The 15,712-nt window shown below is 44.0% G+C and carries 16 protein-coding genes and 2 pseudogenes; 12 read left to right on the top strand and 6 right to left on the bottom strand.

The annotated features are described in order from the left end of the window. The first annotated feature begins 20 nt into the window (after positions 1–20). The 5 genes and pseudogenes from MAE_RS33095 to MAE_RS31430 all read left to right on the top strand — a co-directional run bounded on the left by MAE_RS33095 (position 21) and on the right by MAE_RS31430 (position 3,773). Positions 21–170: a hypothetical protein gene (locus MAE_RS33095; RefSeq protein WP_012263821.1), complete on the top strand. Its 150-nt coding sequence runs from the start codon at positions 21–23 to the stop codon at positions 168–170. An 886-nt stretch (positions 171–1,056) separates the two neighbouring features. Beyond that, positions 1,057–1,932: pseudogene (locus tag MAE_RS02580) on the top strand (IS701 family transposase); the annotation flags it as partial. 65 nt (positions 1,933–1,997) lie between these two features. Then, positions 1,998–3,266 carry an IS701-like element ISMae34 family transposase gene (locus MAE_RS02575; RefSeq protein WP_012264194.1) on the top strand — a complete coding sequence of 423 codons (1,269 nt, stop codon included), beginning with the start codon at positions 1,998–2,000 and terminating at the stop codon, positions 3,264–3,266. Between the two features lie 3 nt (positions 3,267–3,269). Next, the gene (locus tag MAE_RS31435) at positions 3,270–3,506 is read left to right on the top strand and encodes a transposase (RefSeq protein ID WP_012264193.1); all 237 of its coding nucleotides are present in this window, start codon (positions 3,270–3,272) and stop codon (positions 3,504–3,506) included. A 111-nt stretch (positions 3,507–3,617) separates the two neighbouring features. Further along, complete coding sequence (locus MAE_RS31430; protein WP_422730588.1) at positions 3,618–3,773, top strand: hypothetical protein; 156 nt, start codon at positions 3,618–3,620, stop codon at positions 3,771–3,773. Here MAE_RS31430 and MAE_RS02570 read toward each other — a convergent pair. Together MAE_RS02570 and MAE_RS35570 are read right to left on the bottom strand one after the other, a co-directional pair. Next, a complete protein-coding gene (locus MAE_RS02570) occupies positions 3,740–4,141 on the bottom strand; it encodes a hypothetical protein (RefSeq protein ID WP_041803713.1) in 402 nt (133 codons plus the stop codon). The two genes, MAE_RS31430 and MAE_RS02570, sit on opposite strands and share 34 nt — an antisense overlap. After that, complete coding sequence (locus tag MAE_RS35570) at positions 4,122–4,250, bottom strand: hypothetical protein (protein WP_256378264.1); 129 nt, start codon at positions 4,248–4,250, stop codon at positions 4,122–4,124. The genes MAE_RS02570 and MAE_RS35570 overlap by 20 nt, the downstream gene beginning before the upstream one ends. A 1,321-nt stretch (positions 4,251–5,571) precedes the next feature. Between MAE_RS35570 and MAE_RS02565 the strand changes: the two genes are divergently transcribed. Then, positions 5,572–5,895 carry a helix-turn-helix domain-containing protein gene (locus MAE_RS02565; RefSeq protein WP_002752110.1) on the top strand — a complete coding sequence of 108 codons (324 nt, stop codon included), beginning with the start codon at positions 5,572–5,574 and terminating at the stop codon, positions 5,893–5,895. Here MAE_RS02565 and secF read toward each other — a convergent pair. Beyond that, positions 5,892–6,824: a protein translocase subunit SecF gene (gene secF / locus MAE_RS02560; RefSeq protein WP_012264190.1), complete on the bottom strand. Its 933-nt coding sequence runs from the start codon at positions 6,822–6,824 to the stop codon at positions 5,892–5,894. The two genes, MAE_RS02565 and secF, sit on opposite strands and share 4 nt — an antisense overlap. A 43-nt stretch (positions 6,825–6,867) precedes the next feature. On the opposite strand from secF, the gene MAE_RS02555 reads away from it, so the two are divergent. Further along, positions 6,868–7,050, top strand: coding sequence for a hypothetical protein (locus tag MAE_RS02555; RefSeq protein WP_012264189.1), 183 nt, complete (start codon positions 6,868–6,870; stop codon positions 7,048–7,050). 49 nt (positions 7,051–7,099) lie between these two features. Here MAE_RS02555 and secD read toward each other — a convergent pair whose 3' ends face one another. The 3 genes and pseudogenes from secD to MAE_RS02540 all read right to left on the bottom strand — a co-directional run bounded on the left by secD (position 7,100) and on the right by MAE_RS02540 (position 11,093). Further along, the gene (secD, locus tag MAE_RS02550) at positions 7,100–8,506 is read right to left on the bottom strand and encodes a protein translocase subunit SecD (RefSeq protein WP_012264188.1); all 1,407 of its coding nucleotides are present in this window, start codon (positions 8,504–8,506) and stop codon (positions 7,100–7,102) included. Positions 8,507–8,532: 26 nt separating this feature from the next. Further along, on the bottom strand, positions 8,533–9,516 hold the full coding sequence (locus MAE_RS02545; RefSeq protein WP_002752113.1) for an alpha-ketoacid dehydrogenase subunit beta: 984 nt from the start codon (positions 9,514–9,516) through the stop codon (positions 8,533–8,535). Between the two features lie 389 nt (positions 9,517–9,905). After that, positions 9,906–11,093, bottom strand: a pseudogene (locus MAE_RS02540) (RNA-guided endonuclease InsQ/TnpB family protein). 90 nt (positions 11,094–11,183) lie between these two features. Between MAE_RS02540 and MAE_RS02535 the strand changes: the two are divergent. The 5 genes from MAE_RS02535 (at position 11,184) to MAE_RS02515 (ending at position 15,374) form a co-directional block, all read left to right on the top strand. Beyond that, complete coding sequence (locus MAE_RS02535; RefSeq protein ID WP_012264184.1) at positions 11,184–12,752, top strand: YcjF family protein; 1,569 nt, start codon at positions 11,184–11,186, stop codon at positions 12,750–12,752. An 80-nt stretch (positions 12,753–12,832) separates the two neighbouring features. Further along, complete coding sequence (gene yqeK / locus MAE_RS02530) at positions 12,833–13,429, top strand: bis(5'-nucleosyl)-tetraphosphatase (symmetrical) YqeK (RefSeq protein ID WP_002763152.1); 597 nt, start codon at positions 12,833–12,835, stop codon at positions 13,427–13,429. Between the two features lie 55 nt (positions 13,430–13,484). Beyond that, entirely contained in the window at positions 13,485–13,889 is a 405-nt protein-coding gene (rsfS, locus tag MAE_RS02525; RefSeq protein WP_004163013.1) for a ribosome silencing factor, read from the top strand. Positions 13,890–13,894: 5 nt separating this feature from the next. Next, entirely contained in the window at positions 13,895–14,398 is a 504-nt protein-coding gene (locus tag MAE_RS02520; protein ID WP_002763155.1) for a CGLD27 family protein, read from the top strand. A 22-nt stretch (positions 14,399–14,420) separates the two neighbouring features. Next, positions 14,421–15,374: an asparaginase gene (locus MAE_RS02515; protein WP_012264183.1), complete on the top strand. Its 954-nt coding sequence runs from the start codon at positions 14,421–14,423 to the stop codon at positions 15,372–15,374. The last annotated feature ends 338 nt before the right edge of the window (positions 15,375–15,712 follow it).

The raw sequence follows: 15,712 nt of genomic DNA, 5'->3' as shown, positions 1-15,712 counted from the left end.
TTTACGTTGAAAGATCAGCGATGAAAGAGACAACCCCAGCTGCGATGCCTCCCTGCTTTGACCGATGGTGTCGGCGGTTTGACAATTGCTTCAAAAACGAAGCGCAAAAAAACGGCTTCAGACAATATTTAGGGTCTGCTGAAAAAGTTTTTCCTAGGGGCAGGGTGTAGGGTGTGGGGTGTGGTGCGATTCGTTGGCTAGAAACTAGACAGTAAGACGTTTAGAGGATTAGCCGCTTGGTAAATGTAGTACCTTGATAACTTTATAACCCTACAGGTGCGGGTTAGTAATAACCTTAGTCCTGTCCTCTAGATGCCTAGAGTGACGGCATTTCCTGCTGCTTTAGACTTGGTACATCTGAGGTAGTGAGCGAGGAAAAAAAAGCGGTATCTGATAGCCTAAATCAGAAACCCGTTGAGCCAGAACTTATGGATAGCCCTGGGGCGAAGATACGAATTAACCATCGTCAACACCCACGAGCCAAAAGGCTGACAGGCTCGAAACAAAAGTTAACAGAGTTGGGGCTGATAGCTTACACCACTATCAGTAAGGCATTCCCGTTGCTCTGTTGTGGACAGTATCATCCTAATGGTTCAACCAATGGTTATAGGGAACGAAGTAACCCTGATTGACTCTGCCCGTTCGGGGCAGTAGGAAACCATCCGCAAGTCAATAGAGGGAGAGGATGTCCTTAAAAGCCAAGGCTTTGAGTAATATCAAAGATATGCTGACAAAGGACGGGTAACTAGGAAGTCTAAGCAACAATCAACGGTCATATACGCCCTAAAACCAACAATCTTGTCTGGTGGGGATACAGCCAAGAGGGTTGAATAGACAAGGAAATAATAATTCCCATTATTATTCTACTAATGACAGTAGCCTAGTTACTCAGGAGCCGGATACGGCGAAAGTCGTAAGTCCGGTTTTGAAGCAGGGGGTGGGAAGGCGACTTCCTGCTCTACTGTAACGGGTGTGGGGTTTTACCGATTTTGAGGGGGTCAATTACCTAATTTTCAGGGAAAAAGTCCCTGAATTTACCCCTGATCACTCCCATATCTGGTACTTTTTGAGGGGAAAAAAGTCCAAAAGTCTTATCCAACAAGGTTTTTAGATTTATTCAGCCAGCCCTATTTAGGAGGATTATTAGGGGAAAGTGAGAGGAAAAACCTCACTCAAATTGCCAATAATGCCGTCGGAGTAGTTTATAACCGATTACATCACTTTTTGACCGAATCTCCCTGGTCAGACCGTCAGGTGAATGAATGTCGGTTGCAAGTGATGAACCAATGCCGCCAGACGCAAATCCCCCGAGGATTTTCCCTGATTGTCGATGACTCAGGACATCGAAAAAGTGGCAATCTGACCGCCGGAGTTGGCAGGCAGTACCTGGGAGAAATTGGCAAGACAGACAACGGAATAGTCGCCGTCACTACTCATCTCTACGACGGCAAAAAAAGTGTCCCCCTAGACAGGGAAATTTATCAACCGGCTAGTTCCTTAGCCGAGGGGAAAGAAGACAAAGAATTTAAGAAGAAACCAGAGATAGCGATAGATTTAATTGACCGGAGCTTAACCAGAGGCTATCGACCGAAAATCGTCTTAATAGATGCTGGTTATGGCAACAACACAAATTTTCTCAAAGCCCTGGAAGAAAGAAAGCTAAAATACTTAGGAGGATTGGCAAAAAATCGAAAAGTAATTATTGAAAAAGAAGGGGGTGTGGAAGAAACAATCCAGCTTGAGCAACTAGCAAAAAGCCTATCAGAAAAGGATTGGGAGAAAATCACCCTAAATCTAGATAAAGAGAAAACGGTTTGGGTAGCGGTATTCAGAGCGAAAATATCTCAACTAGAAGGAGAAAGGAACTTGGCGATCGTCATGAATGCAAGTTCAATGGAAAAAGCCACAGAGGTGGACTATTGGGACTTAAACGCCAAATAAAGATCAAATCGAGTATAATCGTTAAAGAGTAAGCACTTTACGTTGAAAGATCAGCGATGAAAGAGACAACCCCAGCCGCGATGCCCCCATGCTTTGACCGATGGTGTCGGCGGTTTGACAATTGCTTCAAAAACGAAGCGCAAAAAAACGGCTTCAGACAATATTTAGGAGGATTATTAGGGGAAAGTGAGCGGAAAAACCTCACTCAAATGGCCAATAATGCCGTCGGAGTAGTTTATAACCGATTACATCACTTTTTGACCGAATCTCCCTGGTCAGACCGTCAGGTGAATGAATGTCGGTTGCAAGTGATGAACCAATGCCGCCAGACGCAAATCCCCCGAGGATTTTCCCTGATTGTCGATGACTCAGGACATCGAAAAAGTGGCAATCTGACCGCCGGAGTTGGCAGGCAGTACCTAGGAGAAATTGGCAAGACAGACAACGGAATAGTCGCCGTCACTACTCATCTCTACGACGGCAAAAAAAGTGTACCCCTAGACAGGGAAATTTATCAACCGGCTAGTTCCTTAGCCGAGGGGAAAGAAGACAAAGAATTTAAGAAGAAACCAGAGATAGCGATAGATTTAATTGACCGGAGCTTAACCAGAGGCTATCGACCGAAAATCGTCTTAATAGATGCTGGTTATGGCAACAACACAAATTTTCTCAAAGCCCTGGAAGAAAGAAAGCTAAAATACTTAGGAGGATTGGCAAAAAATCGAAAAGTAATTATTGAAAAAGAAGGGGGTGTGGAAGAAACAATCCAGCTTGAGCAACTAGCAAAAAGCCTATCAGAAAAGGATTGGGAGAAAATCACCCTAAATCTAGATAAAGAAAAAACGGTTTGGGTAGCGGTATTCAGAGCGAAAATATCTCAACTAGAAGGAGAAAGGAACTTGGCGATCGTCATGAATGCAAGTTCAATGGAAAAAGCCACAGAGGTGGACTATTTCATCACCAATGTAGTTGAGGCAGATACAGTAACAGCTTCGTGGATAGTGAGGACTTACACCGAAAGAAATTGGGTGGAAGTATTCTACCGAGAAGCCAAAGGATGGTTAGGGTTAAGGGAATATCAAGTCAGGGATAAACGAAGCTTACTTCGTCATTTTATCCTGGTGTTTTGTGCCTATACATTTATCCTGTGGCATAAGTTAACTGGGGGATTGCAAAGGCAGTGGGCGAATCGACCTTTAAACACTTTTGTGGAAGCCTTGGAAGCTTTTCGGACAGCGATGTCTTTCCGTTTCTTTGAGTGGCTGACCGAGAATCGGGATGTGTTTGCCGCTTACAAAGCCAGTTTAGGCTTTGTTTGGGCTTGAAATTTGTTTAAGTCCCACTATTTCATCACCAATGTAGTTGAGGCAGATACAGTAACAGCTTCGTGGATAGTGAGGACTTACACCGAAAGAAATTGGGTGGAAGTATTCTACCGAGAAGCCAAAGGATGGTTAGGGTTAAGGGAATATCAAGTCAGGGATAAACGAAGCTTACTTCGTCATTTTATCTTGGTGTTTTGTGCCTATACATTTATCCTGTGGCATCATACCAATTTTCAATAGTCGTGACTAACATCTAAAAGCGCAATTCCTTTCCGAGAGCGGAATTGCGCTTTGGAATAATCAACTAAGTCTGTCATCACTTTTGAAAAATGATATCAGTTAACTGGGGGATTGCAAAGGCGGTGGGCGAATCGACCTTTAAACACTTTTGTGGAAGCCTTGGAAGCTTTTCGGACAGCGATGTCTTTCCGTTTCTTTGAGTGGCTGACCGAGAATCGGGATGTGTTTGCCGCTTACAAAGCCAGTTTAGGCTTTGTTTGGGCTTGAAATTTGTTTAAGTCCCAATAGCTAGAAACAGGTCTATTATAATCATCTGAAATCTTAATAGAAACCTGATCACTGAGCTTCCACTTTCTAAATCTTTTGATTACATCAAAATTTTCTAAATCTACACCTAGACGGAGATAATATTCGCCTTTTTCCTTAACTTCTACCGTCCAGTTAACCGTAATTTCCTTATCTACTCCTGCGGTTGCCCACCAGCGATCGATCCCTAATTTGGGTGTACCATCTGGTTGAATGGGGCTAAAATAATTATCAATTTTCTGCTCTGTTTGAGATTGCCCAATAGCCGGTTGTGGAGTTTGAGCCACGACAGAAGCGCTATATTTAGCATCAGGCAGACAGTAACTCAACAGAAAAACGCCACAGAGAGAGTGCCAGCAGCTTTCTCAAGAATTCCTCGCCAATAATGGCAAGAAATGCCCCTAAAGCCACCCAAAACCAACGCAACCGAGTTTTCACGCTTCGACCTCCTGACAATTTGGCTCTCCATGCCACCGAGAGATAGCTAGTTAACGGCTCATTGTATCACCAAAGCCCTCGAAGCAATCTTAAAGCTCCCCTAGCCATAACAATTTTTTAACACTCCCCAGCCTAAAGTCTTGGGGATTCTTGGTTCACCGAGATTACTTGCTTAGACAGAATTTCTCCTGAGAAAGTAGAGGCATTCTCGACAAGTGCGCGCGGTTTTAGCCAACTGTACTTAGGGTCTGCTGAAAAAGTTTTTCCTAGGGGCAGGGTATAGGGTGTAGGGTGTAGGGTGTGGTGCGATTCGTTGGCTAGAAACTAGACAGTAAGACGTTTAGAGGATTAGCCGCTTGGTAAATGTAGTACCTTGATAACTTTATAACCCTACAGGTGCGGGTTAGTAATAACCTTAGTCCTGTCCTCTAGATGCCTAGAGTGACGGCATTTCCTGCTGCTTTAGACTTGGTACATCTGAGGTAGTGAGCGAGGAAAAAAAAGCGGTATCTGATAGCCTAAATCAGAAACCCGTTGAGCCAGAACCTATGGATAGCCCTGGGGCGAAGATACGAATTAACCATCGTCAACACCCACGAGCCAAAAGGCTGACAGGCTCGAAACAAAAGTTAACAGAGTTGGGGCTGATAGCTCATACCACTATCAGTAAGGCATTCCCGTTACTCTGTTGTGGACAGTATCATCCTAAGGGTTCAACCAATGGTTATAGGGAACGAAGTAACCCTGATTGACTCTGCCCGTTCGGGGCAGTAGGAAACCATCCGCAAGTCAATAGAGGGAGAGGATGTCCTTAAAAGCCAAGGCTTTGAGTAATATCAAAGATATGCTGACAAAGGACGGGTAACTAGGAAGTCTAAGCAACAATCAACGGTCATATACGCCCTAAAACCAACAATCTTGTCTGGTGGGGATACAGCCAAGAGGGTTGAATAGACAAGGAAATAATAATTCCCATTATTATTCTACTAATGACAGTAGCCTAGTTACTCAGGAGCCGGATACGGCGAAAGTCGTAAGTCCGGTTTTGAAGCAGGGGGTGGGAAGGCGACTTCCTGCTCTACTGTAACGGGTGTGGGGTTTTACCGATTTTGAGGGGGTCAATTACCTAATTTTCAGGGAAAAAGTACCTGAATTTACCCCTGATCACTCCCATATCTGGTACTTTTGGATTTCAACAAAGTCTAAAAGTCTTATCCAGCAAGGTTTTTAGATTTATTCAGCCAGCCCTAACTATCAAAACACCACAACAGGAAGTCGAAGTTATCAAAGCACGGCTCAAGGGATTGAAGGAGGAACTCTCATGAGTGAAGAACAATTTGAACTGGTACAAGGTAGCGGTAATGTGTACCGCGATTTTGGCGATGTAGATGCGGACGTGCGACAAGCGAAAGCACTGCTTGCTGCTGAAATTATCAAGGTTCTGGAGAAGGAAGACTTATCAACCCGCGATGCTCAAGTGCGAACTGGAATTAATCACAGTGAATTTGTCCAGATTCGCCGTGCTAATTTGGGACGCTTTACTATTGACCGTTTGATCTCAATTTTGGGTCGTCTCAATCAACAGGTTGAAATTACTATTACGACCCATCCAAGAACCACTGATTCTTCACCAATGGCATCCTAACTGTAATTGAGTGTGGGTCGATGGGAACGACTGCGCCACCAAGCTAGTAGGGTACTAGCGATAAAAATACTCGAATAGGCCCCCGCTACAAAGCCAATAATTAAAGCTAGGGCAAAATATTTTAAAGTCGTGCCACCAAAGAGAAAAATCGCCACCAGAGGCAATAAAGTGGTCAGGGTGGTATTAATCGAACGAGTTAGGGTTTGACTCACCGCATTATCGACAATTTCATCCACGGATAATTCGGGGGTATTGACAAAATTTTCCCGAACGCGATCATAAATTACCACTGTGTCATTAACAGAAAAGCCCACAATTGTCAAGAGGGAAACCAAAAATAAACTATCCACTTCTACCCCCGCAATTAAGCCTAAAACCGCAAAGACCCCTAAAGTGATCAAAACGTCGTGCAGCAGGGCGACAATGGCAAAAAAAGCGTAATCCCGTTGAAAACGGAAGCTTAGATAGACAGCAATGCCAAAAAATGACACTAATAAAGCTAAAAATCCCGACCTAAATAATTCTTGACCGATGGTGGGACCGACCGTATCGATTTGACTGGTTTCGGGGTCAAAGGCACCGATTTTCTGGTTTAAGGTGTCGAGTAATTTTGTTCTCTGTTCTTCTGCGAGGGTTTTCGTCCGCACCGATAAAGTATATTTATCCAACACCTGCACACTACTGTTACCCAATCCCTCCTCGTCTAAAATCACTTGCACTTCGGCAGTAGTTAAGGGTTTTTCACAGTTATTCTTTTTGGCACAGGCTAATTCTATCTGAATTCTCGTACCACCAACAAAATCTAAACTCGGTCGCAAAGGCGCTTGAATAGTGAACCAAGAAATTACCATGGCCAAAATACTACCAATCGTCAGCAAGGCCGAGACTGTCCACCAAAAATTACGCTGTTTTGTAACGTTAAATGCCATATCGATTAAGTAAAAAGGAAAAAGGAAAAAGGAAAAAAGGGATTTGGGGAGTGGGGAGATTTTTCAGTTATCAGTAAGCAGTAATCAGTGGGGAAGTGGGGAAGTGGGGAAGTGGGGAAGTGGGGAAGTGGGGAAGTGGGGAAGTGGGGAAGTTGTCTCATCACCCTATCACCCCAAAACCCTATCACCCTATCACCCTATCACCCTATCTCCTCCTGAATCCTGACGACCGACTCCTGACGACCGGCTCCTGACTCCTGATTACTGATTACTGATTATTGATTTACCGGTAAATTGGGGCAGAAAAGTTGCGGTTTTTGACGGACGCTAGGGACGTTTAACACGGTGATTAACAGGAGAGTGCGACTACAGGTTAAAGCGGTAAACATACTCACAGCTACCCCAATGGCTAAAGTTAAAGCAAAACCCTTGACTAATCCCGAACCCAACCAAAATAAGGCAGCACAGGCGATTAAAGTAGTAACATTACTATCGAGAATACTGGAAAAAGCCCGGTAAAATCCCGACTCCACCGCCCGAAATAGGGATTTTCCGGCCCTTAATTCCTCCCGGGTACGCTCAAAAATCAGTACATTTGCATCAACTGCCATGCCGATACTGAGGATAAATCCGGCAATACCGGGTAACGTCATGGTGACTCCCACTAGGGCAAAAGCCCCCAGAGAAAGAATAGTATAGATAATCAGGGAAACATCGGCAATAATACCGGGTAAACGGTAATAAACCGCCATGAAGATTAAAACTAACAGTAAACCCACTAAACCGGCGTAGATACTGCGACGGATGCTATCCTGGCCTAAAGTTGCCCCGACGGTGCGAATTTCTTCCACTTTAACGGGGAAAGGTAGAGAACCACCGCGCAATTGAATCGCTAGATCGTTGGCAGTTTCGGCGGTAAAATTACCAGTAATCACGGCCCGGCCTCCTGTAATTCCCGTTTGGGCAAACTGCACATCAACCACAGGGGCGCTAATTAATTCATTATCGAGGAAAATCCCAATACTGCGACCAGTACCTGCGATCGCTTTAGTCAGTTCGGCAAATTTATTGCCCCCTTCCGAATCGAAAGTAATGGCCACTTCCCAGTTAGTGCCTTGGGTGGAACTAATAGTGGCATTTTGCAGATTTTTTCCAGTTAAGTCCACCGATTCAAATAAATTTAAAATCGCCTCTTTAGATTTTTGCAGAGATTGTTCTAGTTCGGCAATTTTAGCGGCATTTTCGGGTTTATTCTCGGCTTTGAGGGCGGCTAATTCCGCTTTTTTTTGTTGAAAAATTGAATATTCAGCCCGGAATTCTCCTTCTGTACCTTGTTTTTGCTGACGAAATTCTAATTGGGCCTGAACATTTAAGTTTCTCTCAGCTTCTTTGGGATTTGTGACCCCGGGTAGTTGCACGATTACCTGATTTTTACTGTCCACAGTCTGCACTAATGATTCAGAAACACCGAGGGCATTAACGCGATTTTCAATCACATTTTGTACGGCTTTTAAATCATTAGGTTGAATGGTTTTGACGGTTTCAGTGGGTTTAACCTGAATGGTTAATTGACTACCACCGCGCAGGTCTAAACCTAATTGTAGGGGTAACTTAATCAGGACGATGATCGAGGCAACAACCAGGCCGATGATCAGTAACAATAACCAATTTTGTCTCTGCATAACTTCAGTATCAAAAGGAGAATTTTTTAAATGCGATCGCCGACCATTTTTTGGACAGCTTCGACAATTTGATTAGGTTGAATAATCGTCAATCTTTCTAGATTACCGTTATAAGGTGTGGGGATATCTTGGGAAGATAATCTTAACACGGGGGCATCTAATTCATCGAATAACTGCTCGTTAATTAAAGCAATTAACTCGGAAGCAATTCCCGCCGTTTTCATACATTCTTCCACGATAATCACCCTGTGAGTCTTGCGAATCGAAGCGGCGATCGTCTCCATATCAAAGGGTTTCAGGGAAATTAAATCGATAATTTCTGGATCATAGCCATCTTTTTCTAACTGTTTTAATGCCTGTAAACAGTGATGACGCATCCGCGAATAGGTGAGAATGGTGATATCTTCTCCCTTGCGAACGATTTCCGCTTTATCGAGGGGTAAAAGATACTCGGTATCAGGTAAATTTTCCTTGAGATTATAGAGAAGAACGTGTTCAAAGAAAAGCACGGGGTTATTATCTCTAATCGCCGATTTTAATAAACCTTTGGCGTTGTAAGGAGTGGAACAAGCGACAATTTTTAGTCCGGGTACCGCGTGAAAATAGGCCTCTAAACGTTGGGAATGTTCCGCACCTAATTGTCTCCCCACACCCCCCGGACCGCGGATAACCATGGGGATTTTAAAATTACCGCCGGAGGTATAACGTAACATCCCAGCATTGTTGGCAATTTGGTTAAAGGCAAGCAGAAGAAAACCCATATTCATGCCTTCAATAATCGGACGCAATCCCGTCATGGCTGCCCCCACTGCCATGCCCGTAAAACTATTTTCAGCGATGGGAGTATCTAAAACCCTTAAATCGCCATATTTTTTGTAGAGATCTTTGGTAACTTTGTAGGAACCACCGTAATGACCCACATCTTCACCTAAAACAAATACTGTCTGGTCGCGGCCCATTTCCTCATCGATCGCCTGTCGCAAAGCATTAAATAATAGGGTTTCTGCCATATCAAGTCCCCGTTTACAATTCGGTCATCTTATCACTAAACTTATTATCTTACCCCTTTTCTGGTCCCAGGGAATAGGAAGTGGGGAAGTGGGGAAGTGGGGAGGTGGGGAAGTGGGGAAGTGGGGAGAATAAATAAAAGTAGGTGGAGAACGTAGGTTGGGTTGAAGCATGAAACCCAACGCCCGCATGGGTTACGCTACCGCTAACCCATCCTACAAATAATTGTGCCTCCCTACTGATGAATAAAAGAAATTATGACTATAGATAATAGTCTATTCTGGTTCCCGACAATCGGCCGGCAAAGAACTAAGATCAAGATCAAGGAATCCCCTACCGTTAAAGCTGTTGACATCCTCACCGCCGTAAAACGGACGGCGATTCCCAAACCTCACGATTTGAGTTTCTGCTTCTTTCCCGAAGGATTTTTCGCACCTGCCTTAACAGATTTACTCTGTTCTGGTCTTATGGTCGCTCGACAGACTGACACCGCAAGCCCTGCGGCCAAAATGTTTTTACTGGCGTTAATATCTCGGTCATGGTGAGTCCCACAGCTTGGACAATCCCACTCTCGAACATTTAACGGCATTTTCTCAGCAATATACCCGCAATTACTACACCTTTTAGAACTGGGAAACCATCTATCTATTTCGATGTAATTTCTGCCATACCAACGGCATTTATAGGCTAATTGTCGAGTGATTTCTCCCCAACTAACGTCAGATATTGCCTGAGATAATTTCGGGTTTTTGACCATATTCTTGACGGCTAAATTCTCAACCACAATCGTTTGGTTTTCACGAACTAATTGAGTGGTTAGCTTATGTAAATGGTCTTTTCTACTATCCGTGATTTGAGCGTGAATTCTGGCTACTTTGATTCTTGCCTTTTCTCGATTCTTTGAGTTTTTCTGTTTTCTAGAAAGATTTTTCGATGCTCTTCGCAGTCTCCGATAATGCTTTTTAAAATGCTTGGGATTAGACACTTTATCGCCATCGCTGGTAATCACGAGGCTACTAATTCCTAAGTCAATTCCAATGGCTTTATCTGTTACTGGTAAAGGCTTAATCGTTGGGTCATCAAATCTAATTGAAATATGCCAACGTCCTGAGGGATGTAATCTGACTGTTACTGTGCTTGGTTCACAGCTTTCTGGTATTTGTCTTGACCATCGAATAGGTAAAGGTTCTGTGCATTTAGCTAAATAGATTTGTTTGTCTTTAAATTTAAAAGCAGATTTGGTAAATTCGGCACTTCCTCCCTGATGTTTTTTCTTAAAGTTAGGATACTTAGTACGACCAGCAAAGAAGTTAGTAAAAGCTGTTTGTAGGTGTCTTAACCCTTGTTGTAAAGGTACACAGCTTACTTCATTGAGAAAGTCTAATTCTTCTTGCTTTTTCCAATCGGTTAGCATTGAAGAAGTTTGAGCTTAGCCTACTCTTTCTTGTCTTTCGTACCATGCTTGTGTTCTGACATGGAGAGCTTTATTGTAAACTAATCTTACACAGCCCAAAGTGCGCCGCAATAGCGACTCTTGTTCTGGTGTGGGGTAAAATCGGTAAGAATAGGCTTTTTCCATGTCTCACATTTTAGAATATATCGTCTAAATGCGCTAGTATTTAACGGTAAAGCCGCCGTAAAACGGCGGGGTTTCAGACCCAAATTTTCGATGAAATTACCCCGTCTTGCCACTTTAATCATTGGTCTGAGCTTTATTTTCGGATTAATGTTGTGGTTAGTCAACTCTATCTATCGTCTTTACATCCAGATCGCCTTTACCGCTCCTATCTTAGCTAATATTCTGCTTTTGCTCATTATCGGACTGCTGGGCTTGCTGATCTACGTTCTTCTGTATTACTTTTATCTGCTGCCCCAGCACCAAAAAAGTCGCCGCGGGTTACGTTCTTCCTCCCGTCCACCCCTAAAATTACCGGTAGAAAAAACCGAGGCCGCCGGGGAAACCTTAAAAGCTATCCGGCAACAAGTGGAGCAAATTCAAGATAAAGTAACTCAACAGGTTTTTATTAATCGTTCCCAAGAAATTGAGCGAAGTTTAGCCAGAAAAGAAGTTAAAATCATTGTTTTCGGCACAGGATCGGCGGGAAAAACCTCCCTAATTAACGCCCTCATCGGTCAAATGGTGGGCAATGTGGAGGCAACCATGGGAACCACGGAAAAAGGGGAAACCTATAGTTTAAAAATGAAAGGTGTGAATCGGGAAATTCAAATTACCGATACCCCCGGCATTCTCGAAATTGGTGCGGCCGGAGGTCAAAGGGAACAGTTAGCGCGACAATTAGCCACGGAAGCAGATTTACTTTTATTTGTCATTGATAACGATATTCGACAATCGGAATACGGCCCTTTATTGCGTTTAATTGATATCGGTAAACGTTCTCTCTTAGTCTTTAATAAAATCGATCTCTATAGCGATGAAGATCGAGACATTATTTTAAAACAATTACGAGAACGGCTAAAAGGAGTGATCCTTTCCGCCGATATTATTGCCGTCGCCGCTAATCCCCAACCAGTACAGTTAACTGGTGGACAAATGATCACACCGGAACCAGATATTTTAGCTTTAATTAAACGTTTGGCTTCAGTTTTACGGGCCGAAGGGGAGGATTTAGTGGCAGATAATATCCTCTTACAATCCCAAAGATTAGGAGAAGAAGCTAGGAAAATTATTGATCGCCAACGTCGTCGCCAAGCTGATAAAATTATTGATCGCTATCAGTGGATCGGTGCGGGAGTGATTGCGGTGACTCCCTTACCAGTGTTCGATATGTTAGCAACGGCGGCGGTTAATGCTCAAATGGTCAGGGAAATTGGTCAAGTTTATGGCTGTGAAATTAACAGCGATCGAGGCAAGGAATTGGCTCTATCTTTGGGCAAAACTCTAGTTAGTTTGGGAGTGGTAAAAGGAGCGGTAGAATTATTAGCCAGAATCCTACAGTTAAATTTTACTACCTATATAGTCGGTAAGGCAATTCAAGGGGTCAGTGCCGCCTATTTAACCCGCATTGCCGGCAAAAGTTTTATTGAATATTTCCGTCAGGATCAAGACTGGGGTGACGGTGGTATGACGGAAGTGGTACAAAGACAATTTCAACTCAGTCGCAAGGAAGAATTTATTAAGTCTTTTGTGGCCGATGCGATCGGTAAAGTGGTACAACCTTTTCAGGATGATTGGCAGCAAGAAGAAGTTTTAGAAGCTAGTTGCGAGGATGATTGGTAAAGATCGAACCAGGGAGCAATAGGCAAAATTGTATAGTAATTGTTACAATCGTTTTGGGGTTCCACAAGGGCAAAAAAAAGATGCGACAGCAAGTTATCGACTGGTTAAAAGAAAACGTCAACGAACACCGTCTGCGACATATTCTCGGTGTGGAGACCATGTGTATTGATTTAGCTCGTCATCACGATCTCGATCCCGTCCAAGCAGGGCAAGCGGGATTACTACACGATCTGGCTAAATTTTTCAAGCCCAAAAAACTGCTAAAAATGGCGGAATCGGCGGGAATAGACGTGGATAATATCTGTTTATCCCATCCCCACTTACTCCACGCCGATGTGAGTGCAGTTGTCGCCCAAAAAGAATTTAACGTTACCGACGAGGAAATTCTCGAAGCAATTCGCAATCATACCCTCGGTAAACCCAATATGAGCGATCTTAGCTGTATAGTCTTTATTGCCGATGCCTTGGAACCCAATCGCGGCGATACACCCGAATTAAACGCCCTACGACAACTCAGCTATCAAAATCTCCATAAAAGCGTTCAACAAACCTGTGATTATTCCCTAAAATATCTTTTAAGTAGCCATTGTCCCATTCATCCCCGCACCGTGCTAACGCGCAACTGGGCGTTACAAATTGTTAAAGAACAACCAACAGAAACTAAAACCATTGATTAACATAATCTCAAGACTCGCTTAAAACCACCTCAGCCAAAGGATAACCACAACCTGAATGACCAATCCCACTGGAATTATTACCTCCGTCGCCGAAAATCTCAAGACCGAAAAATTTCTAGAGACAATTGTCACCGCTGCCGAGGACAAGAAAGCGGGGGACATCGCCATCCTGAAAGTCGCCGATATCTGTTATTTAACCGATTATTTTCTGATTATTACCGGCTATTCTACCACCCAAGTGCGAGCGATCGAGGATGCGATCGAAGCTGCTATGGAACTAGAATGGCAACAGTCTCCCCGACAAGTGGAAGGAAAAAGCGAAGGTAGCTGGATCCTGATGGATTATGGCGATATCATTGTCCATATCTTTTTACCAAAAGAGCGAGAATTTTATAATTTAGAAGCATTTTGGGGTCATGCTCAACGGATTCCTCTACCTAGCGACCATTTGGAGGAGTAGAATCCATGAAATCCTCCCTTGATTTCTGTCCCGTCCCGGAAGAACAGCAACCGGTTAACGAGTACGAACAATTAAAAGAATCTTGGTTTTTCCGTTGGGCGACGCTAGATGTAGCCTCTTATACAAAAAAAATTGTCTGGTTATGGTTATGGACATGGTTAATTGTCGGACCGATTGCCGCCGCTAGTTTTCCCCTCAAAAAAGCCCCTTTTCTCTTCTTCTGCGCGGGGATTTTTGGCTCGACAATTTTGGTAGGATTGGTGTTATTGCGCTTGTATTTAGGCTGGATCTACGTCTATGATCGCTTGCAATCGGAGAAAGTATTTTATGAAGAGTCGGGCTGGTACGATGGCCAAATCTGGACAAAAACCGCCGCCATTTTAACCCGCGATCGTTTAATCGTCTCCTATCAAATCCAGCCCATTCTCCAGCGTTTACAAAAAACCGCCCTGATTCTAGGGGCAATTGTCGCTATCAGTGGTCTTTTTTGGCTATTTTTCACTCACTAACCGCAACCAATCACCAATCTGAATGAATAGGGTAAAACGTTCACCAACCCACCGCTTAGAAATTCATCTCCTCCGGGAAGGTATTATTGAATCGGTTCATAATGTCGAGGCCGCTATTTGCGATGACCGCGGCCGGGTATTATCCACCGCCGGCAGCGCCGAAACTAGCGCCTTTATTCGTTCGGCCCTGAAACCTTTTCAAGCACTGGCTGTCATCAGTACCGGCACCCTCGAACGCTACGATCTCAACGATAAGGATCTAGCCATTATCTGTAGTTCTCACCAAGGCACGGTGGAACACGCCCGTCAAGTCTTTAATATTCTCTGGCGTGCCGATATCGATCCTAATGCCCTGCAATGTCCTCTCCCGGAAGGTAAACCCAGTCGCTTGCAGTACAATTGTTCTGGTAAACACGCCGGGATGTTAGCGGTGTGTCAACAGCGCGGCTGGCCGTTAAATAGCTATCTCCGGCGTTCTAGTCCGATACAGAAGCTAATTCTCAGCAAAATTGCCGAATTATTGGGGATGCCGGGGGATGAATTAATCAGCGCCCACGATGACTGCGGCGCGCCCACCTATTCAATGCAGTTGGGGCAAATGGCCCATCTCTACGCCCAGTTAGCCTCTGGCAACCGTTTAGACTTAGAAAGAATCGTCCGGGCGATGACCTATCATCCCCGCATGGTAGCAGGAGAAGGGGCTTTTGATACGGAATTAATGCGGGCTAGTCAGGGGGAAATCGTCAGTAAAGCCGGGGCCGAAGGGATTCAATGTATCGGGCGCGTCGGTGAAGGTTTAGGATTAGCAATAAAAGCTTTAGATGGTTCCAAACGGGCTAAATATGCCGCAGCTTTGCAAATTCTCAAACAGTTAGGCTGGATTACTCCCAATGTGGCCGAATCTCTCTCGGAAAAATTCCTTAAAATCGGCAGTTATACCCGCTTGGAAGTGGTGGGAGAAATGGCTTTATTGTAAATAGTGGGTAGCTGTTAAAAATTGTCAGATACCCCCCTTAATAAGGGGGGACTAAGGGGGGATCAGCACCCCCCTTATTAAGGGGAGATCCCCCCGCCTATCGGCACCCCCCTTATCAAGGGGGGCAGGGGGGATCAGAGGCAAAATCTATCTTCAATTTAATTATAACCAGCTACTTAGAACAAAAACTTTTTTTTGGTGTGTTAGGGCAGTATTTATATCTTGATTTTTTTCCCTAAAAACAAGGCATTGCCTAACCCAACCCATTTATATCAAATTATAGCCCATAAAAATCCCCCTCAATTCTGTAAAATTAAGGGGCATGAGTTATATTAATG

Source organism: Microcystis aeruginosa NIES-843 (assembly GCF_000010625.1).
GTDB lineage: Bacteria > Cyanobacteriota > Cyanobacteriia > Cyanobacteriales > Microcystaceae > Microcystis > Microcystis aeruginosa.
Note: the sequence above shows the minus strand (reverse complement) of the source record. Positions and strands in the feature narration are given on the sequence as shown.